Below are 23,944 nucleotides of genomic sequence, written 5' to 3'. Positions count from 1 at the left end.
GGTTGGATAAGCCCCTACTTTTATGCAAGGGGTGGCCTCCTGATGAAGCAATCTCGTCCAGCGCCGGATTTATGGCTTTTCGTTTGTATCATAAGCTTATTAGCCATCGGCATGGTTATGGTATACAGTGCGGGCGCCGTCCTCGCTTTTCACGAGTACGGGGACTCCTACTATTTTGTAAAGCGGCAATTGCTGTTTGCAGGGCTCGGCCTTGTAGCGATGTACTTTACTGCCAGAACGGACTACCGAATCTGGCAGAAATATGCCAAGGTCGTGTTGTTGATCTGTCTAGCGTTGCTGGTTGCCGTATTAATTCCCGGCATTGGTGTAGTAAGAGGCGGGGCACGAAGCTGGCTCGGTATTAGCTCTTTTGGCATTCAGCCTTCCGAGTTTATGAAGCTGGGTATGATTCTTTTTCTCGCTCGTTGGCTCAGTCGTCCTGACTATGATATTAGCTCTTTTACGCGTGGCCTGTTGCCTCCGCTTGGACTCATGGGACTGGCTTTTGGGCTTATTATGCTCCAGCCCGATTTGGGCACTGGTACGGTAATGATGGGAGCGTCCATGCTCATCGTATTTACGGCAGGCGCGCGTATGAAGCATCTCGGTCTGCTGGCTTTGTCGGGAGCAGCAGGATTTGCTGCACTGATTGCAGCAGCGCCTTATCGGCTCCAGCGCATCACCGCTTTTCTGGACCCTTGGTCCGATCCGCTTGGCGCAGGTTATCAAATTATTCAATCGCTATATGCGATTGGTCCTGGCGGCCTGGCAGGCTTGGGGCTTGGCATGAGTCGACAAAAATATAGCTACGTTCCTGAGCCGCAGACTGATTTTATTTTTTCCATTTTGGCGGAGGAGCTTGGCTTTATCGGTGGAATGGCGGTGTTGGGGCTCTTTTTGGTTCTCGTGTGGAGAGGAATGCGTGTCGCTATAACCATTCCGGATACCTATGGTAGTTTGCTTGCGGTGGGTATTGTCGCAATGGTCGCCGTACAGGTCGTCATTAATATTGGTGTCGTCATCGGTTTAATGCCGGTGACAGGAATAACACTGCCCTTAATCAGCTATGGAGGTTCTTCTCTGACCTTAATGTTAACTGCTCTGGGCATTTTACTAAATTTATCACGTTATGCGAGGTGAACGTTTATGCGCGTCGTGTTGAGCGGCGGCGGCACCGGAGGGCATATTTATCCGGCGCTGGCCGTAGCCAGACAGTGCGAAGAGATTGATCCGGACGCTGAATTTTTATACATTGGCGGTCAACGAGGACTCGAAAGCAAGTTGGTTCCTCAGGAAAAAATTCCATTTGAGGCTATTGATATCACAGGATTTCGTCGCAGCTTGTCTGTGGAAAATATAAAAACGATCATGCGCTTTTTCAAAGGGGTTCGCAGATCCAAAGCATTATTAAAGAAATTTAAGCCAGATGTCGTTATTGGCACGGGGGGATATGTATGCGGCCCCGTCGTTTATGCAGCTTCCAAGTTGGGAATTCCCAGCATTATTCATGAGCAAAATGCAATTCCAGGGCTGACTAATACATTTCTGAGTCGCTATGTGGATACAGTGGCTGTTAGCTTTGAAGGCTCAGAAGGAGCTTTCCCTAAAGCTAAAAATGTACTGTACACCGGGAATCCGCGTGCTACAACAGTTCGTTTGGCTAACCGGGATCGGGGATTTGCTACTATTGGGGTTCCGATGAACAGTTCGGTCGTTCTTGTGGTCGGTGGCAGCAGGGGAGCGAAGGCCATTAATGACGCCATGATTGCAATGGCTCCGCAACTTTCGCAACTGAAAGACGTCCATTTTGTATATGTAACTGGTGAATCTTATTATGAGCAAACGCTGGATAGCATACGGAATCAGATCGGCTCATTACCCAATCATCTACACGTGCTTCCCTATATTCACAATATGCCAGAGGTGCTGGCTTGTACCTCATTAATTGTTAATCGCGCAGGTGCATCCTTCTTGGCAGAGATCACATCGTTGGGCATTCCGTCCATTCTGATCCCATCACCTAATGTGACGAATAACCATCAGGAGGCTAATGCTCGTACACTTGAAAAAGCAGGCGCATCCGTCATGATTGTAGAAAAGGAACTGAGTGGCCCGGTCCTCTTTCAATCTATAGCGGGAATTATGAAGGATGAGGCATGGCGGAGTCGCATGGCAGAGTCGGCGTCTGCGCTTGGCAAGCCTGACTCAGCAGATATTTTAGTAAAAGAAATGGAACGTCTTGCCCATAAAAGGTAGTCTGCAGCGCAGAATTGGGCGGTTGTCACACACCGGATGGTATTTACATAGGATACCCTATAGATTGTGACCATCACTCAGGCTGCCGGTTGTCAGGTGAGAGCCTTATAACCATGCGGGGCAAGCAACAAGGAGGTTTCAGTACAATGCAGCAATGGATGCCATTATTAGCGGAACATGATATCGGAAAAGTGCTGGAGCATGAGCCGCTGTCCAAATATACGACATGGAGGATTGGAGGCCCTGCGGATGCACTCGTCATCCCGGATACCAAAGAGCAACTGGCAAGAGTATTGAAGCTGGCTAGCGAGCACGGAATTCCCTGGATGCAGTTGGGTCGGGGCTCCAACATGCTCGTCTCTGACAAAGGGATACGGGGACTTGTGATCAAACTGGGGCCAGGATTTGATTATGTTCATTTTGAAGATGAACAGATCGTTGCTGGAGGAGGCGTTTCACTGGTCAAACTGTGCGTTATGGCCAGCAAGCAGGGCCTGTCCGGCCTTGAATTTGCTGGTGGTATCCCAGGATCAGTCGGTGGGGCTGTCTACATGAACGCCGGTGCCCATGGGTCTGATGTGTCACAAATATTCCAGTCCGCTGAGATTGTGCTGGATACAGGGGAATTGGCTGTGTACGATGCCGAGAATATGCATTTCAGCTATCGACACTCCGTGTTGCATGAGCAACGTGGAATGGTGACAGAGGCAGTGTTTCGGATGAAGCGGGGCGACCGCGAGGAAATTTCAGCAGCGCTTGCGGCTTTTAAAGACCGCCGCCGGCTGACCCAGCCGCTACAGTTAGCCTGTGCAGGAAGCGTATTCCGTAATCCTCCAGGAGACTATGCTGCTCGTCTTATTGAGAGCGCAGGTCTCAAGGGCTTGAAGGCGGGAGGCGCAGAGGTATCTGTACAGCATGCCAATTTCATTGTAAATACCGGTCAAGCGACAGCAGAGGACGTGCTTACCCTAATGAAGCATATTCAAAGTACAATATCATCTCAAACCGGCATCAAGCTAGTTCCGGAGGTTTTCGTAGTGGGTGAGCGGTAAACTCGGAGGTGATACATTGGACAAATTGGTGATTGAGGGAGGCCGTCCCCTGTCAGGCACCATACGTATCCATGGGGCAAAAAATGCGGCACTACCTATTCTTGCAGCGAGCTTACTAGCACAAGGTAAGGTAGAAATTCGGAATGTGCCCCATCTTTTAGACATTAAGGTCATGCTGCACATCCTTGAAAGACTCGGTTGTACATGCCGACATGAAGAGGAAACGGTATACGTGGATACGTCGTCCGTCCGAACGTTCCAAATTCCAGAAGATTTGATGAAGCAAATGCGCTCATCTATCTTTCTGATGGGACCGCTGCTCGCCAGATATGGAGAAGTATCCATTTACCAGCCCGGAGGCTGCGCCATAGGCGAGCGCAAAATTGATCTTCACCTAGAGGGCTTAAAAGCTCTTGGCGCAGAGATAGAGGAAAAAGACGAGCAAATTACATTTCGAGCCCACAAGCTAATCGGCTCGGACATCCACATGGATTTCCCGAGTGTAGGTGCAACGGAAAATATTATGATGGCCGCTGCGTTGGCTGAAGGACGAACAACGATCACTAATGCAGCGAGGGAACCAGAGATTCAGGATCTACAAAACTTCTTGAATGCCATGGGAGCCCGCATTATCGGTGCTGGAACCGACACAATTACAATTACGGGGGTCAGTCGCCTCAATCCGTGTACGTATGAGGTCATTCCTGACCGCATAGTAGCTGGAACGGTTATGATCGCAGCTGCAGCTACACGAGGAAGTGTGTCGCTGACCCACTGCAATCCATCCCACTTGTCTGCTCTGATTCACGTCCTCAGGCGGGCTGGTGTTCAAATCGGCATCTTGAATGATATAATGACCGTAAGTTGTATGAGTCGTCCCAAAGCAGTGGAGAGGATCGTTACCTCCCCTTACCCGTCTTTTCCGACGGATTTGCAATCTCAGGTCATGGTTCTGCTTTCCTTGGCGGACGGATTCAGTGTCATGAAAGAGACCGTCTTCGAAAGTCGATTCAAACATGTGGATGAACTAAATGTAATGGGTGCTGATATTACGGTTGATGCAAATGCTGCTTTTATAAGAGGAGTTTCTCGTCTGTACGGGGCTACGGTAGAGGCTACCGATCTGCGGGCAGGGGCTGCGCTGGTCATAGCGGGCCTAGCGGCTCAAGGGCGTACCATTGTCGAGCAGGTTCATCATATTGACAGAGGGTATGACCGGATCGAACGTCTTTTCCAGGGACTGGGTGCTCGAATGAGCCGTCAGTCTCCGGTGCCGGAGCAGCTGGATTTCGTAAATTAATGCCTGTAATGTCCCTCCGTTAGCGGGGGGACAAAAGGCTTTTGTGGAGAGAAGCTATGCCAAATGCTCAAATACCTGTTCTTAAAAAGAACAGAACGAAAAAAAGAACAAGCCGGAAGATTGCTATTCTTCTCATTTTGTTGTTTATCGTACTGCTCGCTGTTCTCTTTTTCCGTTCTTCGTTGAGTCGGGTTTCTGAAATTCGTTTTGATGGTAATGTATTTTCGACCCGAGATCAGCTTCTTAATCGAAGCGGTCTGGCTGTTGGAGACCAGTATTTCGGAGTCAGTTCATCCGACATCTCTGAGAAGCTGCGGGAAATTCAATCGATACAGCAAGTCACAGTGGACAAGCAGTTTCCGGGGATTATTGCTATTCACATTAAAGAGTTTGCTACGGTCGCTTACGAGTTGCAGAGTGACGGGAGTCTTCGTGCTATTCTAGCGAACGGGACAAGCGTGGGCGTGGGGAGTAGCGGAATAGCCGTTGAGAAGCCTATTTTGACCAAATGGAAATCTGATGATCCGTACAAAGCGAAGCTGTGTGATGCTTTATCGCGCATTCCGGGGGAATGGACAGCCGATATTTCGGAAATCATTCCCGCGCCGATTCCTTCTTTTCCGGACCGCATCAAAATGTACACACGTTCCCAGTTTGAGGTTATTACAACCGTTTCTCTACTGAATTCTAAAATCAGCTATTTGAACCAGGTGCTAGAAACAGAAGATCCAGGTTTGATCACCATGTTGGAGGCGGATTCCTACGTTCCGTTCAAACCGGATACGAGTGAAGAGGGCCAAGAAAAAGATACTACTCAGTGATGTGAAAAAATGCTAGAATTGATTTTATGGGTAATAGACTTGCCTCCTTCTTTTTTCTTCAAATTTTTATGTGACTGCAACCATAAATTGGCTTCTAAAAAATTTGTAGAAAAAAGAGGGAAAGCATGGAGTTTGTTGAATATGTACAGAGTGTGTTTAAAGAACGAAATTCATTTTGGAGTCAGGAGGTGCCACAGACTTGAGCAACAATGACATCATTGTTAGTTTGGACATCGGTACATCCAAAGTTCGGGCTATTATTGGGGAAATGAATAATGGAACCTTTAATATTATTGGAGTTGGATCTGCCGACTCGGAAGGGATTCGCAAAGGTGCAATTGTAGACATTGATCAAACCGTGCAATCAATCCGTAACGCCGTGGATCACGCAGAACGCATGGTTGGTATTCAAATAACAGAAGTGTATGTGGGGATTTCAGGCAATCATATTGGCCTGCAAAATAGTCATGGCGTAGTAGCCGTGTCCAACGAGGACCGTGAAATCGGTGAGGAGGACATTGAGCGTGTACTGAAGGCAGCTGAGGTTATTGCTGTACCACCGGAGAGAGAAATTATTGACGTGGTAGCCAAGCAGTATGTCGTGGATGGCCTTGAAGGCATTCAGGACCCTCGCGGTATGATTGGAGTTCGTCTCGAAGTAGAGGCTACGATTGTTACTGGAGGCAAGACCCCGATACATAATCTGTTGCGCTGCGTTGAGAAAGCTGGCTTGAGGATTAAAGATCTGGTCTTGCTACCTCTTGGAGCCGGACAATTGTCTCTTTCGAAGGATGAAAAGGTGATGGGTTCAGTGCTGGTGGATATTGGTGCAGGATCTACGAATGTTGCCATTTTCCAGGAAGGAACGATTGTTGCCACATCAACACTTCCGATTGGTGGAGAATTTGTAACCAATGATATTGCCTACGGACTGAGAACCCTTACCGATCAAGCCGAAAAAGTAAAGCTTAAATACGGCTGCGCATGGTATGATGATGCGGCAGCCGATGTCGTCTTTAAAGTGACGCGTATCGGTAGTAATGTGGACAAGGAGTTCAACCAGCAGGATTTGGCTGCTATTATTGAGCCGAGAGTGCAGGAAATTTTTCAACTCATTCAGGCGGAAGTTAAGCGCTTGGGTTACACAGAGCTTCCGGGAGGTTATATACTTACCGGAGGCACCGTCTCCATGCCTGGTGTACTTCAGGTGGCACAAAGCGAACTGGCCGCTTCCGTAAGGATCGCCGTACCTGATTTTATCGGTGTAAGGGATCCGGGTTACACGAGCGGAGTTGGAATCTTGCATAATGCTATTCGTTACTATCGCGGAAGATCGACTAGCGTTAGCAACAGTGGCGGAAGTACCAAGAAGCCGACTAACCGAACTAAAAGCAGTAGTCCCGCTGCGGAAGGCGAGCAAAAGCAGGGGTTGATTGAACGCTTAAAAAATATGTTCAGTGAATTTATATAACGTTCATTGCTAATTATGCCAATCATGGACGGGCCATCCATGCACATTGAGGGGGAGATGGAATAGTATGTTGGAATTTGATTTTGAAATGGAGAGCTTGGCTCAAATTAAAGTGATCGGCGTCGGAGGCGGCGGCAGCAATGCGGTTAACCGAATGATCGAAAATGGTGTTCAGGGTGTGGAGTTCATCACAGTCAATACAGATGCCCAGGCACTTCATTTAGCGAAGTCTGAGCATAAGCTTCAAATTGGGGATAAGCTGACCCGCGGTCTGGGTGCCGGCGCTAACCCCGATGTGGGTAAAAAAGCGGCTGAAGAATCGCGTGAGCTCATTATGAATACGCTCAAAGGTGCGGATATGGTATTCGTAACGGCGGGAATGGGTGGCGGTACTGGAACCGGAGCGGCTCCTGTCATTGCTGAAATTGCCAAGGAATGCGGCGCGCTGACTGTAGGCGTGGTAACCCGACCATTCACGTTTGAAGGGCGTAAGCGTTCCAATCAAGCTGAACTTGGTATTGAAGGATTAAAAGAAAAAGTAGACACTTTGATAGTAATCCCTAATGACCGTTTGCTTGAAATTGTGGACAAGAAAACCCCAATGTTGGAAGCATTCCGTGAAGCGGACAATGTTCTGCGTCAGGCGGTACAAGGTATTTCAGATTTGATCGCTGTACCGGGTCTAATCAACCTCGACTTTGCTGATGTTAAGACGATCATGACGGAGCGTGGCTCCGCTTTGATGGGGATTGGCGAAGCAACTGGTGAAAATCGTGCGGCTGAAGCAGCACGCAAGGCTATCATGAGCCCGTTGTTGGAGACATCCATTGAAGGTGCTCGTGGTGTGATTATGAACATCACTGGTGGCAACAACCTGTCTCTGTATGAGGTTAATGAGGCAGCTGAAATTGTAACATCGGCTTCCGATCCGGAAGTAAACATGATTTTCGGTGCTATCATTGACGAAGAGTTGAAAGAAGAGATCAAGGTTACCGTCATTGCCACTGGCTTTGAAGGCAAGCCAAGTCAACCGGCACCGGGACGTAAACCGGCAGCCAACCCGGCTACTTCCGAATCGGCGGAAAAAGGCTCTCCTAACTTGCGTCCATTTGGTAACACTCAAAGCAGTGACCAATTAGACATTCCTACATTCTTACGTAACCGCTCGCGCAATAATAATAACGATAACTAGTTTCAATTCAGACTGCCCGCATTCTCCTTGGAGATGCGGGCTTCTTTCTGTTTTCCGTATCCTGCAGTTCAGGCGCTTCTCCTCTTTCCGACAAAATTAGTCGGTCACCGTCCCCACCGTTAGACAGACTTTGAACAGCATGACTACTATACTTAAGCCTATCCTGCAAACGCTGGGCGGGTGAAGCCTTGGTTGTTTATATCGACTTGATTTTTTTGACCAATTTGTTCATTGATGCTGTGCTGCTGATGGTCACCGCTTGGATGAGAAAAATTCGTCCAGTGTGGTGGAGGTTGATGGCTTCAGCTGGAATCGGCGCAATGTACGTGGTCATGATGTTTGTGCCGGAACTGTCCTTTTTATTTACGTTCCTGATCAAACTGGCATTATCGGTCATAATGCTGTTGGTGGCTTTTGGATTTGGCAGCATGCAAAAGTATCTTCGTACAATAGGTGCTTTTTACATGATCAATTTTGTAGCTGCAGGTGGCATTTTGGGAATGCATTATTTTCTCCAAAATACGGGGGAATTGTTTAATGGTATCTGGTACACCGCTTCGGGAGGAATGTCTTTTGAACTGAAAATCGCATTCTGGTTTATTTTATGCGCATTTGGCGGAGTGATGCTTTTCTTTCGTATTGTGCAGTCCTCAAAGCAGCGCACAGAAAGGATGAGTGGGTTTCTGGGACAAGTGCAGGTGTGGATTGGGCAGGATCATATTGAGTGTACAGGCTTGTTGGATACAGGTAACCAGCTCTATGATCCTTTGACCCGAACTCCCGTGATGGTCATGGAGGCGGCCTTGTGGGAATCGTATTTGCCCGCCTCCTGGCTCCGAAAATGTTCTGAGGGGAATGCTGACCAACTGGTGATGGAACTGGGGGACGAATCGTTTAGCTGGCAGGATCGTGTTCGTCTCGTCCCTTATCGTGGAATTAACCGCAATCATTCCTTTATGCTGGCCATTAAACCAGACCGGGTAGAGGTGGTGATGAATGGGGTTCATTTTGTACATCATCGAGTGTTGATTGGCTTGGATGGGGGAACATTGTCAGCAGAGGGTAAGTATCGCGCCATCATCCACCCGGATGTGACGGCACAAGAAGAGGGCAGTGCTAATACCAACCAGAAACGAGATGCACATTTTAGTGAGCATTTTACGGAATCAGGATGACGGAGCATAACCACAAAATGATGTTTGAAGGCGACGAGAAATATCCAATGGTGAAATGGGCGGAGCACAGCTGGAATTGCACTATTTTCAAAAGGGGGAGAATGATATGCGGGAACAGATGAAATTGAAGATGAAAATTAGGCTAGCGTTGCAATTGCAATATTATCGTATTTTATTTTTATTTGGGCTGAAAAGTGAAGAAATTTATTATATTGGCGGCAGCGAGGCGCTCCCCCCACCGCTGACGAGAGACGAAGAAGAATATTTGCTGGGGAAACTTTCTTCTGGAGATGCAGCAGTACGGTCGATGCTAATCGAAAGAAATTTGCGGTTAGTCGTATATATTGCCCGTAAATTTGAGAATACGGGAATCAACATTGAGGATCTCGTATCCATTGGTGCTATTGGACTAATCAAAGCGGTTAACACTTTTGATCCAGAGAAGAAAATCAAACTTGCGACATATGCGTCTCGATGCATTGAGAATGAGATTTTGATGTATTTGCGTCGCAATAGTAAAACGAGAACGGAAGTTTCTTTTGATGAGCCTCTGAATATTGATTGGGACGGTAATGAATTATTGCTTTCCGATGTGATGGGGACAGAAAATGATACCATTTACCGTAATATTGAGGAGCAGGTGGACCGTAAATTATTGCATAAGGCACTGGATAAGTTGACGGATCGAGAGCGTTTGATTATGGAGCTGCGCTTCGGCTTACAAGACGGAGAAGAGAAGACACAGAAGGATGTTGCTGACCTGTTGGGTATCTCGCAATCGTATATTTCGCGTCTGGAAAAGCGAATTATAAAGCGCTTACGAAAAGAATTTAATAAAATGGTATAATGCATGGGTATATCCGGAAGCGATGGAAACAGCGAATAAAAAAATGCCCTCAGGAGATAATGTACATTAATGTTGCTCCTTGGGAGGTAAGACACGATGACCCGAAATAAAGTGGAAATTTGCGGTGTGGATACTGCCAAACTGCCGGTATTAACCAATGCAGAAATGCGCGAGTTGTTCACATCACTTCAGCAAAATAATGAACGATCAGCCAGAGAAAAATTGGTCAACGGCAATCTCCGACTCGTCCTGAGTGTGATTCAACGATTTAACAATCGGGGAGAGTTTGTGGACGATTTGTTCCAGGTAGGATGTATCGGCCTAATGAAGGCGATTGATAATTTTGACCTTTCGCAAAACGTAAAGTTCTCCACTTATGCGGTGCCGATGATTATCGGAGAGATCCGCCGTTATTTGCGGGATAACAATCCGATCCGTGTATCTCGTTCGTTACGGGATATTGCATATAAGGCGCTTCAGGTGCGGGACAGTCTGACGAATCTGAACTCGCGAGAACCAACGATTTTTGAAATTTCAGAGGCACTGAATGTGCCTAAAGAAGACGTTGTGTTCGCGTTGGATGCGATTCAGGATCCAGTTTCGCTGTTCGAGCCGATATATCACGACGGGGGCGACCCAATCTATGTGATGGATCAGATCAGTGATGACAGAAATAAAGACGTCTCATGGATTGAGGAAATCGCTCTGCGGGAAGCGATGCATCGCCTGGGCCAGCGTGAAAAGATGATATTGTCTATGCGTTTTTATGAAGGAAAGACGCAAATGGAGGTTGCCGACGAAATCGGTATCTCTCAAGCCCAGGTTTCAAGATTAGAGAAGTCGGCTATACAGCAAATGCAAAAACATGTAAAGTCCTAATGAAATGAATGCTTGAATGATTCAGCGATAAAAACGATCCTACCCGGATCGTTTTTGCGTTTACAGGACATTTTTTGGGCTCTTCCGCTCATATAGTGAAATAAAGGATGTGATGCGTGTGAGTGCACCGGAAACGTCAGTAAGAGCAATGAAAATCTCCGAGTTTCAAACGAAGGATGTCATTAACATTGTAGATGGACGACGTCTGGGACAAATCAGTGATTTGGAGATTGACGTGCGGCAGGGGAAAATTGAAGCCATTGTGGTTCCAGGCAGCAGTCGTTTTATGGGCTGGTTTGGAGGCGGAAGCGAGTTGGTCATTCCGTGGCGCAACATTGTGAAAATAGGTTCGGATGTTGTGCTTGTACGACTGGAAGGATTGCATGAGCCACCCGGTGAAGGGGAGGAAAAGTTGTATATCGAACGTCAAGAGCGGAGTGACCGACGGGGCTTCTGAACTTGCAGATCTACGTATTTTAGTGTGTTGTGAAGACACGGCGGCGGCTTTTTGGTACACTGGGCAGTAGAGGTGAGAATGAATGGAACCATTTGTAGTGAACACCGAGGCTACGGGGGCTACGCTAATGCAAGATGGCGGACGTCCCGTACCGGAGTTGTTATATATTCAATCTTGGGAGCGGCAGGTTCAGGGATTAACAGCGGGTTTTACAGGTCGTCATGGCGGTGTCAGTGAGGTGCCCTACGCTAGTCTGAACTGTGCATTTCATGTAGGGGATGACTCCGAGCAAGTTATTCGTAACCGTCGGCTCATTGCTGAGCAGCTTGGCTTTGCTGCTGAAGCGTGGACGTGCGGTGAACAGGTTCATAGTCATCATGTTGCTGTGGTCAAGGCCGCTGATCGCGGGCGGGGCTTTATGGATCGTGCATCCGCTTTTCAGGACACAGATGGACTTTTGACGAATGTACCTGGCATTTTGCTGACGTCCTTTTATGCAGACTGTGTACCATTATATTTTTGTGATCCAGTCCGCCGTGTGATTGGGTTGGCTCATGCAGGCTGGAAGGGAACCGTTGCGGAAATCGCATTGAAAATGGTACAGACCATGCAAAACGAATATGGATCTCAGCCGTCTGATATACTAGCAGCTATTGGTCCTTCCATTGGTTCTGAATCCTATGAGGTGGATGAGCATGTGATGAGCCAAATTCGGGTTTTGGAGCATGATTGCCCGGGTAATGATAAATGGGAAGGTTCTGTTTACTTCCCCTTAACCGACGGAAAAACACTACTTGACTTGAAACAATGCAATCGACACATTATGATGAAAGCAGGAATATTGCCGAGCCATATCGAATGTACTACCTTATGCACGAGTAGCCGTAGCGATTTGTTTTTTTCATATCGCAAAGAAGGCGGCGTCACAGGAAGAATGGCGAGTTGGATTGGTCTGGAAGAGAGGTGAGTCCTCCCGTGTCTTTGGAGGAACGAATTAAAGAAGTGAATGCCCGTGTAGAAGCGGCATGTGCCCGAAGCGGACGTTCGCGTGATGAAGTTAATGTGATCGCTGTCACGAAATATGTTTCGGCGGCGACAATGACATCGGTATTGGATAGCGACTTAGAGCATGTGGGCGAAAATCGCTGGCAGGATGCTGCGGATAAATGGAGCAAGTTGGGTAACCGGGGAACGTGGCATTTTATTGGTCATCTCCAAACGAATAAGGTTAAAGATGTGATTGGAAAATTTAAATTTATACATTCGCTTGACCGCTTATCGCTCGCTCAGGAATTGGACAAGAAGGCAGCCGCTCTGGGACTGCGAGTTAAAGCTTTTGTGCAAGTCAATATTTCTGGGGAAATATCCAAATATGGCTTGTCCTCTGAGGCGGTTGTCCCCTTTTTGGAACAGATTCGCGAGTTGGAGCATGTGGACGTGATTGGCTTGATGACAATGGCTCCTCATGAGGAAGACCCGGAAAAAACTCGGCCTGTGTTTCGGGGATTACGTGAATTACGGGATAGGTTAAATGGACAAGCCTTGACCAGAGAACCCATCGTTCACTTGTCAATGGGGATGTCCAATGATTTTGAAGTGGCGGTTGAAGAGGGAGCGACTTGGCTGCGGCTTGGTTCCGTACTGGTCGGACGAGAGGAGGATTTCCATTGGGCGTAATGAATAAGTTCATGAACTTTCTGGGGCTTCAGGAAGAAGAGGAAGTTATAGAGCGAGAGGTTATGAATACGCCGGAAGATCAAGAAATTGAAACCCCAAGCTTTGATAAACGTAAGAACCAGAAGAGCACTAATGTTGTCAGCATCCATTCACAGAAAAATGTGAAAGTTGTCCTGTATGAGCCGCGTTCTTATGATGAAGCACAGGAAATTGCCGACCATATCCGTTCCCATCGCACTGTCGTAGTTAATTTGCAACGAATTCGCAAGGATCAGGCGCTACGCATTATTGATTTTTTGAGTGGTACTGTGTATGCACTGGGTGGTGGTATTTCCAAGGTCGGGAACAATATTTTTCTGTGTACACCAGATACGGTTGAGATTCAAGGCTCTATTACGGAAATACTGGCTGACACTGAACAAGAACTTAACAGAATGAGGTGAACTTTTCTTGATCGAGGTAATTTACTGGCTATTTCAGATTTATTCGTACATGATCATTGCATATGTTCTGCTGTCATGGCTTCCTAATGCGAGAGAGAGTGTAATTGGTGATTTACTTGCCAAGTTTGTGGAGCCGTATTTGTCTCCTTTTCGCAGGTTTATACCGCCAATCTTCGGGATGATTGATATTTCACCCATCGTTGCGCTGATTGCTCTGCGTTTTGCGTCATACGGTTTGATTTCTTTAATTGGTAATTTCGTCTAGGAGGAGTTATGCGAACTGAGATTTATGAGCATTTTCACCCGGATGAACGGGATTATGTGGATCGCGCTTCCGAATGGATCAGTCATGCGGGAGCTTATCATGAGCAGAAGCTGACTGATTTTTTGGACCCGCGCCAACAGTACATATTGGAGACACTTGCTTCGAAGGAAGACAAGGTCACGATTAGGGTAGATGGCGGATATATGGCTTCAGAACGAAAGCGGGCGCTTATTGCGCCCGATTATTCGTATTTGGACGGTGAGGAGATGGGGATTCAGGTCCTTTCCATCACATCTGACGATCATAAAGTAGGTACCCTTGAGCACGGTGATTATCTAGGTGCCCTACTGGGACTTGGAATCAAACGTGGGAAAATCGGGGACATTCATGTACTTGATGATGGGTGCCATGTATTGGTAGCTTCAGAGATCGGTGATTTTATGACGATGCATTTGCAGCAGGTACATCGTGTTCATGTATGGACAGAACTGTTGCCTGTAGCGAGTCTGCGAACGAAGGAAGTTGCATTAGAGGCGCTAGATCTGACGGTCGCTTCTTTGCGCCTGGATGGTATTGCCAGCGATGTGTACAAGCTAAGCCGCAGTAAAATATTAACACCGATTCGGGCGGGACGGTGCCGGGTAAATTGGAAGGTGGAGGAGAATCCATCCACTCTACTTAAAGCTGGGGACGTTATTTCTATGCAGGGTTTTGGGCGTTTCAAAGTGCTAGAAACAGACGGGATGACAAAAAAGGGAAGATTCCGTGTCAAAATTGGTAAGTTTGTATAGCTGTAGGCAGGAATCACAAGCTTTCTGTCGAAAGAATTAAGCTATAGCGAAGAACTGGAACGATTTTGCTCTGTACAGTATTCACAAAACGGGGTATGATGACCGATAGATGATAGTGAGCGTCGTGACGCGGAAAATGTATTTTTTGTCAATCTTATAGGAGGTGGACGGCATGCCATTAACGCCATTGGATATACATAACAAGGAATTTGCCCGACGGCTTCGCGGTTATGATGAGGATCAGGTTAATGAATTTTTGGATCAGGTGATCAAAGATTACGAGGGCGTTATTCGTGAAAATAAAGAACTGAGCACCGAGTTGTTGAACGTACAGGAGAAGCTCGATCATTTCGCGACCATTGAGGATACGCTGAGTAAGACGATTATCGTGGCGCAGGAAGCGGCTGATGAAGTTCGTAACAACGCCAAGAAAGAATCCCAACTGATCGTGAAGGAAGCGGAAAAAAATGCGGACCGTATTGTGAACGAAGCATTGTCTAAATCCCGCAAGATCGCGTTGGAGGTTGAAGAACTGAAGAAGCAGGCATCGATTTACCGAGCACGGTTTCGTACACTGGTGGAAGCACAGCTTGACTTGTTAAGCCAAGACGGCTGGGAAGCCCTTGAAAACCGGGAACGCGAAGTACTGGAGCGCGAGCGTGAGATGAAAGAAATTTACTAATTTCATTTCTGACAAGCTTTTATTAGGCTTTGTTAGGGTTGACTTTTATCTTTAAACAGGCTATAACTGTAAATACTATACTGAATTCAATGATTATCCGTCTGTCGGCTGATGGTTGTTATTCAAGGCAACGATGTTGCTGGTTTAATATTCGATGAATTTAACATGTTTAATTCGTTGATGGGAACGAGTACGTCATGATTTGTCCCTCAGAGAGTTGGCCTTCCGGTGCAAGCCAACGTTCAGAACATGACCGAAGATCCTCCCGGAGAAGTGAGCTGAAGCGCTTAAGATTTTTTATGGTGTGTGTAAGCAATCACCGTTTGCCATGCGTTATAATGGCGCCCTGCTGTAGTTGAGTGGGGCTCAGAGAGCCGTGATGAGACTGTATTTTAGAATGGTCTGTTTTTACGGAATCAGGGTGGTAACGCGAGCACAGTCTCGTCCCTTTACAGGGATGGGGCTTTTTTTGTTGCTTTTTTTAGGAAATGCTAGGGAAATCAATGATGAGCAGAGAGGGAGTATGAAGTATGAACAGAGTGGATGTTAAAGAAAAAGCACGGTCCCGTGACCTGCGCATCCTGAGCAAATGGAAAGAAGAGGACACATTCCGTAAATCCATCACAAATCGTGAAGGAAAGCCCAATTTTGTATTTTATGAGGGTCCGCCAACAGCTAACGGTAAACCGCATATCGGTCACGTGCTGGGCCGTGTAATTAAGGATTTTGTAGGCCGCTATCAGACAATGAAGGGATACCGCGTCGTACGTAAGGCAGGCTGGGACACGCATGGTTTGCCGGTAGAATTGGGTGTACAAAAGCAACTGGGAATCTCCCACAAACCTGAAATTGAAGAATATGGCGTTGAAAAGTTTATTAAAAAATGTAAGGCGAGCGTGTTTGAGTATGAGCAACAATGGCGTGATCTAACCGAAGCGATCGGATACTGGACAGACCTCGATAACCCGTACATTACATTGGATAATAACTATATCGAGAGCGTATGGAACATTTTGGCGACAATTCATGAAAAAGATCTGTTGTATCGTGGTCATCGTGTGAGTCCGTATTGCCCGGATTGTCAGACGACGCTAAGTTCTCATGAAGTAGCACAGGGCTACAAAGATGTGAAGGATCTAAGTGCCACGGCCAAATTCAAGTTGCACAGCAGTGGTGAATATGTACTGGCTTGGACGACAACACCTTGGACCTTGCCGAGTCACGTGGCGCTAGCCGTCAACCCTGAACTGGAATATGCACGTGTGAAGCAGGAAGACGGTGTGTACATCGTTGCTAGAAATCTGGTTGAGGACGTAATTAAAGGCGATCATGAAGTGATTGGCACACTATCTGGTTCAGAACTGGTTGGCCAAACGTATACCCCGCCATTTACGTATTTTCAGGTTGAGAAGGGTAATCAGATTCTGGGTGCGAAGTTCGTAACAGACTCCAGCGGTACAGGTATCGTTCATATGGCTCCGGCGCATGGTGAGGATGATTACCGGGTATGCCGTGAAAATGGTGTTGAATTCATCAACGTAGTGGATCTCCAAGGTAACTATGTAGAGGAAGTCACTGATTTTGCAGGCCGTTTTGTGAAAGACTGTGATATAGATATTGTTAAAATGCTGTCCGAAAAAGGCTTGCTGTACAGCAAGGAAAAATACGAGCATAGCTATCCGTTCTGCTGGCGCTGCGATACTCCATTATTGTACTATGCTATGGACAGCTGGTTTATCAAAACAACTGCGATCAAGGACCAACTGATTGCCAACAACAGTGAAGTCGAATGGTACCCGGGCCATGTACGTGAAGGACGTTTTGGAAAGTTTTTGGAAGAACTGGTGGATTGGAACATCAGTCGCGATCGCTATTGGGGTACACCGCTAAACATCTGGGTTTGTGAGGAAACTGGAGAACAGTTCGCTCCACATAGTATTGCTGAATTGAGGGAACGTGCGATTGGCGATGTACCAGCGGACATCGAGCTGCACAAACCATATGTAGATGATATTAAGGTACGTAGCCAATGCGGTAAATACGAAATGACTCGTACACCGGAAGTAATCGACGTATGGTTCGATAGTGGCTCCATGCCGTTTGCACAGCATCATTATCCTTTTGAAAATAATGAAACGTTCGAGCAGCAATTTCCGGCAGATATGATCTGCGAAGGGATTGACCAGACTCGTGGCTGGTTCTATAGCTTACTTGCGGTTTCGACTATGCTTACTGGCAAAGCTCCTTATAAAGCTGTCATGGCGACAGGCCATGTACTGGATGAGCAGGGACAGAAAATGTCTAAATCCAAGGGTAATGTTATTGATCCGTGGGAAGTGATTGACGAGTACGGTACAGATGCTTTCCGCTGGGCATTGCTGTCAGATAGTGCACCATGGAATAGCAAACGTTTTTCCAAAGGCATTGTAGGTGAGGCTAAATCGAAGCTGGTGGATACGCTTGTCAATACACACGCTTTTCTGACCTTGTATGCGGATATCGACGGATTTGATCCGGCACAGCATCCGTTCAAACCATCGGCTCATAAGTTGGATCGCTGGATTTTGTCCCGTCTGAACAGCCTGATTTTGGTAGTGGACAAAGCGCTGGCTGTAAATGACTTCTTGAACTCATCCAAAGCGATTGAGTCCTTTGTAGATGAGCTGAGCAACTGGTATATCCGTCGTTCACGCGACCGATTCTGGGGCAATGGTCTTACAGAAGATAAGCTGGATGCATACCGTACACTGACCGAAGTGCTGTTAACGACTGCCAAACTACTTGCGCCGTTTACACCACTGCTAGCAGAGGATATTTACCTCAATCTGAGCAACGGGGAAAGTGTTCATCTGGATGATTATCCGACTGCCAATGAGTCCTTGATCGATCTGGAACTGGAACGAGACATGGAAACGGCACGTCGTGTCGTCGAATTGGCGCGTAACGTCCGCAACGAAACGGGTTTGAAAACGCGTCAACCGTTGTCCGAGTTGATTCTGTCCATGGATCAGGATTTTGAACTGAGTGGCTATGAGGAAATCATCAAAGATGAGATTAACGTGAAGCATATTCATGTTGAGACGGACGATAGCGGCTTTGTAGATTTTACACTGAAACTGAATTTGAAAGTAGCAGGCAAGAAATACGGCAAAAATGTCGGTTTCCTACAAAACTTTTTCAAAGGAATGTCTGCTGAGGATACCCGTTCTGTTGTAGAAAAAGGAGTGTTAAACGTCGCTTCTCCAGAAGGTGAAGAACTGCAGGTTACGGCCGAAGAACTGCTGGTGGAGAAAAAAGCGAAAGAAGGCTTCGCTTCTGCTTCCGGTTATGGCTTAACGGTAGCGTTGAACACAGACATTACGCCGGAGCTGGAGCAAGAGGGTTGGGTACGTGAAGTGGTTCGTGCGGTACAGGATTATCGTAAAAAACTGGATCTGCCGATTGAAAAATATGTGGCGTTGACGTTGGATGTAGATAACGAGCTGCGTCAGGCCATCGAAAGCTTCGACTCTGTGTTGCGTGAGAACGTATTGGTTACTACTGTGACATTTGGTCAAGCCGAACCGGCAGAACATGTGGATGTGAACGGTAAAACCATCGGCGTTCATATTGGAGAATAATTACAAGCCCCCTGTCCCATAATACAATAACAGGCAGCATATAAAAACGAGCCTAAGCATCGGAAACGGTTTTTCTCCGTTACGTGCTTCGGCTCGTTTGCTGCGTTCAGGGCAGCCATGGGAAAAGGGGGATTGTGCATATGACGGCACGATCAAGGCGTAGACAGGGGAGAAGTCTCCGAGGTATGAACGGAGAAGGATCTGCCGTGGCCACAGATAAAAGCAAAACAGGTAATCAGGCAGGGCAATTAAGTCGTGTTGAAAAGCTGATACGTGCTGTGTCAGAGCAGATGGAACGGACACGTATTGCAGATTATGCTTTGCTGCTGAACAAGCCTTGGCGATTACTTTGGCTAAATCTAATATCAGGCGTTTCCCGGGGAATCGGCATCGCTCTAGGTTTTACTTTTTTTGCCGCTACCATTATTTATGTGCTGCAAGTGCTCGGAGCGTTGAATTTGCCGATTATCGGTGATTATATCGCTGATATTGTACGGATTGTACAACGACAATTGGAGCTTACTACCTATTAGGCAGCGATCTCCACTTTGATGTTCACGATTCGTCTTCGTGCGTATCCGGCTCCAGTAGACCTTCGCCCTCGCCATCTTCGATATAACGCTGATAAATGGAACTACGAATAACGGAAACATTTTGTCCATAAATGTCAGTAGCAACAAAGCTTTCGTATGGTTCTACGAAGCCCATATTATCGTCGCCTGCTTCAATTTCCATATCATCATAACTGTGGATTTCTCGACTTTCGGCCATGGCTGGTGTGTTAGAGGTACCCCAATTTTCGACGATCTGCCAAGCATCTTCACCGTCGAAGCCGTTTTGATCATCCCGCTCATCCAGACTCGTTCTGCCGAACGAGGGAGCGAGAAATTCTTCCTCTACTGGTCGGCGGTTAGACACTTCTGTTTCGGGACTGTACTCTTTGCAGTAAATGGTATAGGGAACAGCCAGTAGGCGCTCATAGGGAATGGGTTTACCGCTGGCGGCACAAATGCCATACGTCCCCTTTTCCATGGCCATCAGAGCTGATTCGATGCGTTCTAATTGGAATTCGTCGTGCTCCAGCAAGGAAATATCCTTGGCTCGCTCGTAGGTTTCGGTAGCCAGATCTCCCGGGTGGTTATCAATAGGAGAAAGCTCACCGGTTTGATCGCGTTGGGAATCGCCGAGTCCGTAATGGTCGTTGTCCTGCAAACGATGCTCAATTTCTTTTTTGCGTTCCAACAGTTCGTTACGCAAGCCCTGCAATTGTTGCTCCGTCAATGGGGACATGAAATCCTCTCCTTGTTCTAGGTTTACATGCGCATGCGTTGTGTCGAGTATGCTCCTTGTAGTTTGCACCGGGAAGACCTCTTTTACATAGGAAATTCTAATCAAATGCGAAGGAGTTCATTTTATGGATGATCTGTGCTTGATAGCTTGCGGGTTTCGTGGACGATCTGAGAACGCTTATGCTACAATAAATGGGTTCAACAACGGATATAAGCGGATCGGAGTGACGAAGGACTGTGATTTATTTTGGTATTGCGCTAATTATTTTTTTGATTGATCAGGGAGTTAAATATTTGGTGGCTACGCGGATGGAATTGTACGAGCAAATACCAGTCATCGGCAATTTCTTTTTAATCACCTCCCATCGTAATCGTGGAGCCGCTTTTGGGATTTTGGAAGGTCAACGTTGGCTTTTTATCGTGATTACAATTGTAGTGGTGATTGGTATCGTCTGGTACCTGCGAAAAACAGTCAAGGCTGGACAAAAGCTACTTCCTGTTGCGCTAAGTTTGGTGCTGGGGGGAGCAGTTGGTAACTTTTTGGATCGAGCTATTTCAGGGGAAGTAGTTGATTTTGCGCAATTTAATTTTGGAAGCTATACGTTCCCCATTTTTAATGTGGCAGATTCGGCGATTGTCATCGGTGTAGCACTGATTATTTTGGATACATTGCTGGAATCGCGTCGAGAAAAGGGAAATGGCAATGATAGCATTGAAGGGAAGTCATAGCATGAGCGAAGTGAATGAAAACGGCGAAGCCGCAGGTCTGTCTTATGAGGACGAACTGGAGAGTGAATCTCTGGAATGGACAGCGGATTCCGGGGATGCCAAAACACGTATAGACAAATATATCGCCGAAGAAATGAAGGAAGTGTCTCGTTCTCAGATACAGCTGTGGATCGGAAATGGTCGGGTGCTGGTGAACGGTACGGCGATCAAGGCGAACTACAAGCTGGCTGAAGGAGATCGTATTGTATTATCGGTGCCGGAGCCAGAAAGTGTAGATATTGTACCGGAAAATATTCCGTTGGATGTCGTTTACGAGGACTCGGACGTTATTGTTATTAACAAGCAACGTGGTCTGGTCGTGCATCCTGCACCGGGACACTCTTCGGGAACATTGGTTAACGCACTGATGTACCACTGTCACGATCTTTCCGGCATCAACGGGGAATTACGTCCTGGTATTGTTCACCGTATTGATAAGGATACATCAGGACTGCTGATGGCGGCTAAAAATGATCAGGCTCACGCATCACTTGCAGCACAGCTTAAGGATCATAGTGTGACTCGGAAATATATAGCCTTAGTTCACGGTCATTTGAGCCACGATCAGGGAACGGTAGATGCTCCAATTGGCCGCGATTCGGGTGATCGCAAATTGTTCACAGTGACGGAACGTAACAGCAAGCATGCAGTCACCCATTTTCTCGTCATTGAACGGTTGGGGGATTATACCCTGCTTGAACTTCAATTGGAAACAGGACGCACACACCAAATTCGTGTTCACATGAAATTTATTGGACACCCATTGGTTGGCGACCCTATGTATGGGCGTAGCAAAGGGGTTCGTATGGATGGTCAGGCGCTGCATGCGGCGGTACTGGGCTTTAAGCATCCATCCACTGGAGAATACATGGAATTCAACAGACCGATCCCTCCTGATATGGAGGATGTGTTAGCATCCTTGCGTAGTCGCTAAAACAATGATAATTTGCATTCCTATTCACAAACCTGAATAAATTATTAAGTTGAACCGCCTAAATGGCGGTTTTTTTTATTGTGGGATAAGGTATGGGTAAAAACAACTATGGATAATTATACAATAAAGTTGTATAATTATTAGAGTGCTTCCGGTGGTTCCGGTTGAACGGGTGTTGACACACGATTTTCAATCTGTCATACTTCTTGTAGTTGCGATGAACTTTGTCCAAGAGATGGCTAACCATCTCATACTATGAGAAGCAGGACAAAGGAAATCCTGAATAGCACCTTTAAATCAGTCCCGTGAGGCTGGCAAGGTAACGTGAATGGATCACTGATCAGTGCATCCGCTGCGGCGGTATGTCTTCAGTGTGTCCGAGAGATCGGAGAACAGTAGAAGACTGTTCACACGAGACTCCTTGCCAAACTTGGGCAAGGAGTCTTTTTTGTATCCGAACACGGGACCAGGTCTGAAGGGAACATCACCTGAGGAGGCTGGAAGCATGAGTAATGAAACACATGTACTGATGGATGAAATTGCGATTCGTCGGGCATTGACACGGATTGCACATGAAATTTTGGAGAAAAACAAAGGTATTGACGATTGTGTGCTAGTAGGTATTCGAACACGCGGAGTTCATCTGGCGCAACGCCTGGCTGAAAAAATTGCTGAAATTGAAGGCGCACCAATTCCATGGGGAGAGCTGGATGTCACAGCTTACCGGGATGACCGGAGCAGCGTAGCCGAAGCTAAAGGAAATGGAAAAGAGCTTTTGATGAATCCTGCTGACGTATCGGTTCATGATAAGAAAGTCATTCTTTTTGACGATGTGCTGTATACAGGCCGCACCATCCGCGCGGCGATGGATGCATTGATGCACTGCGGACGACCGCAAATGATTCAGCTGGCAGTGCTAGCGGATCGCGGACACCGTGAGCTTCCGATTCGTCCGGATTACATCGGCAAGAACATCCCAACCTCCAAATCTGAGGAAATCGTAGTAGCCCTTCAAGAGACGGACGGTAAGGACGAAGTGACAATCATTCAGAACCGGGGGGAACAGCTATGATCACAACAGCCAGTCAACTTAAAGAACGTAGCCTGCTCGGGTTAAAGGAACTTAGTCGAAATGAAATCGAGTCCATTCTGGATCGCGCTCATTATTGGGAGTCTCAACCAGAAAAACTGGTTCCAGTACTGCAATCACGCTTTGCGGCCAACATGTTTTTTGAAAACAGCACTCGCACCCGCTTTTCTTTTGAAATGGCAGAGAAGCGGCTGGGCGCTCAGGTTTTGAACTTTTCCGCTGCGGCTTCCAGTGTGGAAAAAGGGGAGTCCATTTACGATACAGTACGTACGCTCGAATCCATGGGCATTGATGCAGGAGTCATCCGGTTAAAGCCAGCCGGGGTGCTGCAAGAGCTCGCTGAGAAGGTCAGTGTCCCACTGGTTAATGCGGGGGACGGCAACAATGAGCATCCAACGCAGGCTCTGCTGGACCTGTACACCATGCGCAAAACTTTCGGTGAGCTTAAAGGCTTGAGAGTATCCATCATAGGAGACATTCTGCACAGCCGTGTAGCTCGCTCGAATCTGTGGGCCTTGCAAAAATTCGGAGCCAAGGTTAGCTTCTGCGCTCCTGATAATATGCAAGCACCTGATCTTGCGGCGTACGCGCCTTATGTTCCGATGCAAGAGGCACTACAGGCGGACGTGGTCATGATGCTTCGGGTACAGCTGGAACGGCATGCTGAAGGGATGTTGCGCTCAGCGGATGAGTATCGAGAGCAGTACGGTTTGACAGAGAAAAGAGCAGCGAACCTGAAGCCCGGAACGATTATCATGCATCCAGCTCCAGTGAATCGGAATGTGGAAATTGATAGTGCAGTTGTGGAAAGCGAACAATCGCGAATTTTTCCGCAAATGGCAAACGGAGTTCCGATCCGCATGGCGGTTATGGAACGGGCAATGAAGCTGTAGAAGCTGTCAGTAGGATCGTAGGAAAAAGTTGCAGAAAACTGA

The 23,944-nt window shown here is 47.1% G+C and carries 24 protein-coding genes and 1 other annotated feature; of the genes, 23 read left to right on the top strand and 1 reads right to left on the bottom strand.

Annotated elements, in window-relative coordinates; translation table 11 throughout:
• Nucleotides 1–42: 42 nt before the first annotated feature.
• The 19 genes from spoVE to KAI37_RS17015 all read left to right on the top strand — a co-directional run bounded on the left by spoVE (nucleotide 43) and on the right by KAI37_RS17015 (nucleotide 19,461).
• Nucleotides 43–1,140 (top strand): stage V sporulation protein E, encoded by a 1,098-nt coding sequence (gene spoVE / locus KAI37_RS17105; protein ID WP_013311090.1) that lies wholly within the window; start codon nucleotides 43–45, stop codon nucleotides 1,138–1,140.
• 6 nt (nucleotides 1,141–1,146) lie between these two features.
• Entirely contained in the window at nucleotides 1,147–2,256 is a 1,110-nt protein-coding gene (murG, locus tag KAI37_RS17100; protein ID WP_076293491.1) for an undecaprenyldiphospho-muramoylpentapeptide beta-N-acetylglucosaminyltransferase, read from the top strand.
• Between the two features lie 146 nt (nucleotides 2,257–2,402).
• Nucleotides 2,403–3,308: a UDP-N-acetylmuramate dehydrogenase gene (gene murB / locus KAI37_RS17095; protein ID WP_025721591.1), complete on the top strand. Its 906-nt coding sequence runs from the start codon at nucleotides 2,403–2,405 to the stop codon at nucleotides 3,306–3,308.
• Nucleotides 3,298–4,608 (top strand): UDP-N-acetylglucosamine 1-carboxyvinyltransferase, encoded by a 1,311-nt coding sequence (gene murA / locus KAI37_RS17090; protein ID WP_177235814.1) that lies wholly within the window; start codon nucleotides 3,298–3,300, stop codon nucleotides 4,606–4,608. The genes murB and murA overlap by 11 nt, the downstream gene beginning before the upstream one ends.
• A 56-nt stretch (nucleotides 4,609–4,664) precedes the next feature.
• Complete coding sequence (locus KAI37_RS17085) at nucleotides 4,665–5,429, top strand: cell division protein FtsQ/DivIB (protein ID WP_071641754.1); 765 nt, start codon at nucleotides 4,665–4,667, stop codon at nucleotides 5,427–5,429.
• Between the two features lie 199 nt (nucleotides 5,430–5,628).
• Nucleotides 5,629–6,900 (top strand): cell division protein FtsA, encoded by a 1,272-nt coding sequence (gene ftsA / locus KAI37_RS17080; RefSeq protein WP_013311085.1) that lies wholly within the window; start codon nucleotides 5,629–5,631, stop codon nucleotides 6,898–6,900.
• A gap of 67 nt (nucleotides 6,901–6,967) precedes the next feature.
• Nucleotides 6,968–8,092, top strand: a complete 1,125-nt coding sequence (ftsZ, locus tag KAI37_RS17075; RefSeq protein WP_013311084.1) for a cell division protein FtsZ — start codon at nucleotides 6,968–6,970, stop codon at nucleotides 8,090–8,092.
• A gap of 188 nt (nucleotides 8,093–8,280) precedes the next feature.
• Nucleotides 8,281–9,267, top strand: a complete 987-nt coding sequence (gene spoIIGA / locus KAI37_RS17070) for a sigma-E processing peptidase SpoIIGA (protein ID WP_220029875.1) — start codon at nucleotides 8,281–8,283, stop codon at nucleotides 9,265–9,267.
• A 106-nt stretch (nucleotides 9,268–9,373) separates the two neighbouring features.
• Nucleotides 9,374–10,114 carry an RNA polymerase sporulation sigma factor SigE gene (gene sigE / locus KAI37_RS17065; protein WP_013311082.1) on the top strand — a complete coding sequence of 247 codons (741 nt, stop codon included), beginning with the start codon at nucleotides 9,374–9,376 and terminating at the stop codon, nucleotides 10,112–10,114.
• A gap of 96 nt (nucleotides 10,115–10,210) precedes the next feature.
• Nucleotides 10,211–10,993: an RNA polymerase sporulation sigma factor SigG gene (gene sigG, locus KAI37_RS17060; RefSeq protein ID WP_007431182.1), complete on the top strand. Its 783-nt coding sequence runs from the start codon at nucleotides 10,211–10,213 to the stop codon at nucleotides 10,991–10,993.
• Between the two features lie 112 nt (nucleotides 10,994–11,105).
• Nucleotides 11,106–11,450: a YlmC/YmxH family sporulation protein gene (locus KAI37_RS17055; protein ID WP_023989440.1), complete on the top strand. Its 345-nt coding sequence runs from the start codon at nucleotides 11,106–11,108 to the stop codon at nucleotides 11,448–11,450.
• 82 nt (nucleotides 11,451–11,532) lie between these two features.
• Entirely contained in the window at nucleotides 11,533–12,417 is an 885-nt protein-coding gene (pgeF, locus tag KAI37_RS17050; protein WP_220029874.1) for a peptidoglycan editing factor PgeF, read from the top strand.
• A gap of 8 nt (nucleotides 12,418–12,425) precedes the next feature.
• Complete coding sequence (locus KAI37_RS17045; protein WP_220029873.1) at nucleotides 12,426–13,127, top strand: YggS family pyridoxal phosphate-dependent enzyme; 702 nt, start codon at nucleotides 12,426–12,428, stop codon at nucleotides 13,125–13,127.
• Entirely contained in the window at nucleotides 13,118–13,570 is a 453-nt protein-coding gene (locus tag KAI37_RS17040; RefSeq protein WP_023989437.1) for a cell division protein SepF, read from the top strand. Before KAI37_RS17045 ends, KAI37_RS17040 begins: the two co-directional genes overlap by 10 nt.
• 7 nt (nucleotides 13,571–13,577) lie before the next feature.
• Entirely contained in the window at nucleotides 13,578–13,835 is a 258-nt protein-coding gene (locus KAI37_RS17035; protein WP_023989436.1) for a YggT family protein, read from the top strand.
• Between the two features lie 8 nt (nucleotides 13,836–13,843).
• Nucleotides 13,844–14,626, top strand: coding sequence for a YlmH family RNA-binding protein (locus KAI37_RS17030; RefSeq protein WP_071641746.1), 783 nt, complete (start codon nucleotides 13,844–13,846; stop codon nucleotides 14,624–14,626).
• 172 nt (nucleotides 14,627–14,798) lie between these two features.
• Nucleotides 14,799–15,308, top strand: a complete 510-nt coding sequence (locus KAI37_RS17025) for a DivIVA domain-containing protein (RefSeq protein WP_023989434.1) — start codon at nucleotides 14,799–14,801, stop codon at nucleotides 15,306–15,308.
• Between the two features lie 168 nt (nucleotides 15,309–15,476).
• Nucleotides 15,477–15,760, top strand: a binding site (T-box leader).
• A gap of 78 nt (nucleotides 15,761–15,838) precedes the next feature.
• On the top strand, nucleotides 15,839–18,928 hold the full coding sequence (gene ileS / locus KAI37_RS17020; RefSeq protein ID WP_104497042.1) for an isoleucine--tRNA ligase: 3,090 nt from the start codon (nucleotides 15,839–15,841) through the stop codon (nucleotides 18,926–18,928).
• Between the two features lie 140 nt (nucleotides 18,929–19,068).
• Nucleotides 19,069–19,461, top strand: a complete 393-nt coding sequence (locus KAI37_RS17015; RefSeq protein WP_181127285.1) for a DUF5665 domain-containing protein — start codon at nucleotides 19,069–19,071, stop codon at nucleotides 19,459–19,461.
• A gap of 22 nt (nucleotides 19,462–19,483) precedes the next feature.
• On the opposite strand, the gene KAI37_RS17010 is transcribed toward KAI37_RS17015, so the two are convergent.
• Nucleotides 19,484–20,218: a TraR/DksA C4-type zinc finger protein gene (locus KAI37_RS17010; protein WP_071641742.1), complete on the bottom strand. Its 735-nt coding sequence runs from the start codon at nucleotides 20,216–20,218 to the stop codon at nucleotides 19,484–19,486.
• Nucleotides 20,219–20,454: 236 nt separating this feature from the next.
• Between KAI37_RS17010 and lspA the strand changes: the two genes are divergently transcribed.
• The 4 genes from lspA (at nucleotide 20,455) to KAI37_RS16990 (ending at nucleotide 23,902) form a co-directional block, all read left to right on the top strand.
• Nucleotides 20,455–20,946, top strand: coding sequence for a signal peptidase II (lspA, locus tag KAI37_RS17005; protein WP_023989430.1), 492 nt, complete (start codon nucleotides 20,455–20,457; stop codon nucleotides 20,944–20,946).
• A 1-nt stretch (nucleotide 20,947) separates the two neighbouring features.
• On the top strand, nucleotides 20,948–21,919 hold the full coding sequence (locus KAI37_RS17000) for an RluA family pseudouridine synthase (protein WP_071641740.1): 972 nt from the start codon (nucleotides 20,948–20,950) through the stop codon (nucleotides 21,917–21,919).
• Between the two features lie 505 nt (nucleotides 21,920–22,424).
• Complete coding sequence (gene pyrR, locus KAI37_RS16995; protein ID WP_043882258.1) at nucleotides 22,425–22,991, top strand: bifunctional pyr operon transcriptional regulator/uracil phosphoribosyltransferase PyrR; 567 nt, start codon at nucleotides 22,425–22,427, stop codon at nucleotides 22,989–22,991.
• Entirely contained in the window at nucleotides 22,988–23,902 is a 915-nt protein-coding gene (locus KAI37_RS16990) for an aspartate carbamoyltransferase catalytic subunit (RefSeq protein WP_023989427.1), read from the top strand. Before pyrR ends, KAI37_RS16990 begins: the two co-directional genes overlap by 4 nt.
• Nucleotides 23,903–23,944: the final 42 nt, after the last annotated feature.

The organism is Paenibacillus sp. S25 (assembly GCF_019454085.1).
Taxonomy (GTDB): domain Bacteria; phylum Bacillota; class Bacilli; order Paenibacillales; family Paenibacillaceae; genus Paenibacillus; species Paenibacillus polymyxa_B.
Note: the sequence above shows the minus strand (reverse complement) of the source record. Positions and strands in the feature narration are given on the sequence as shown.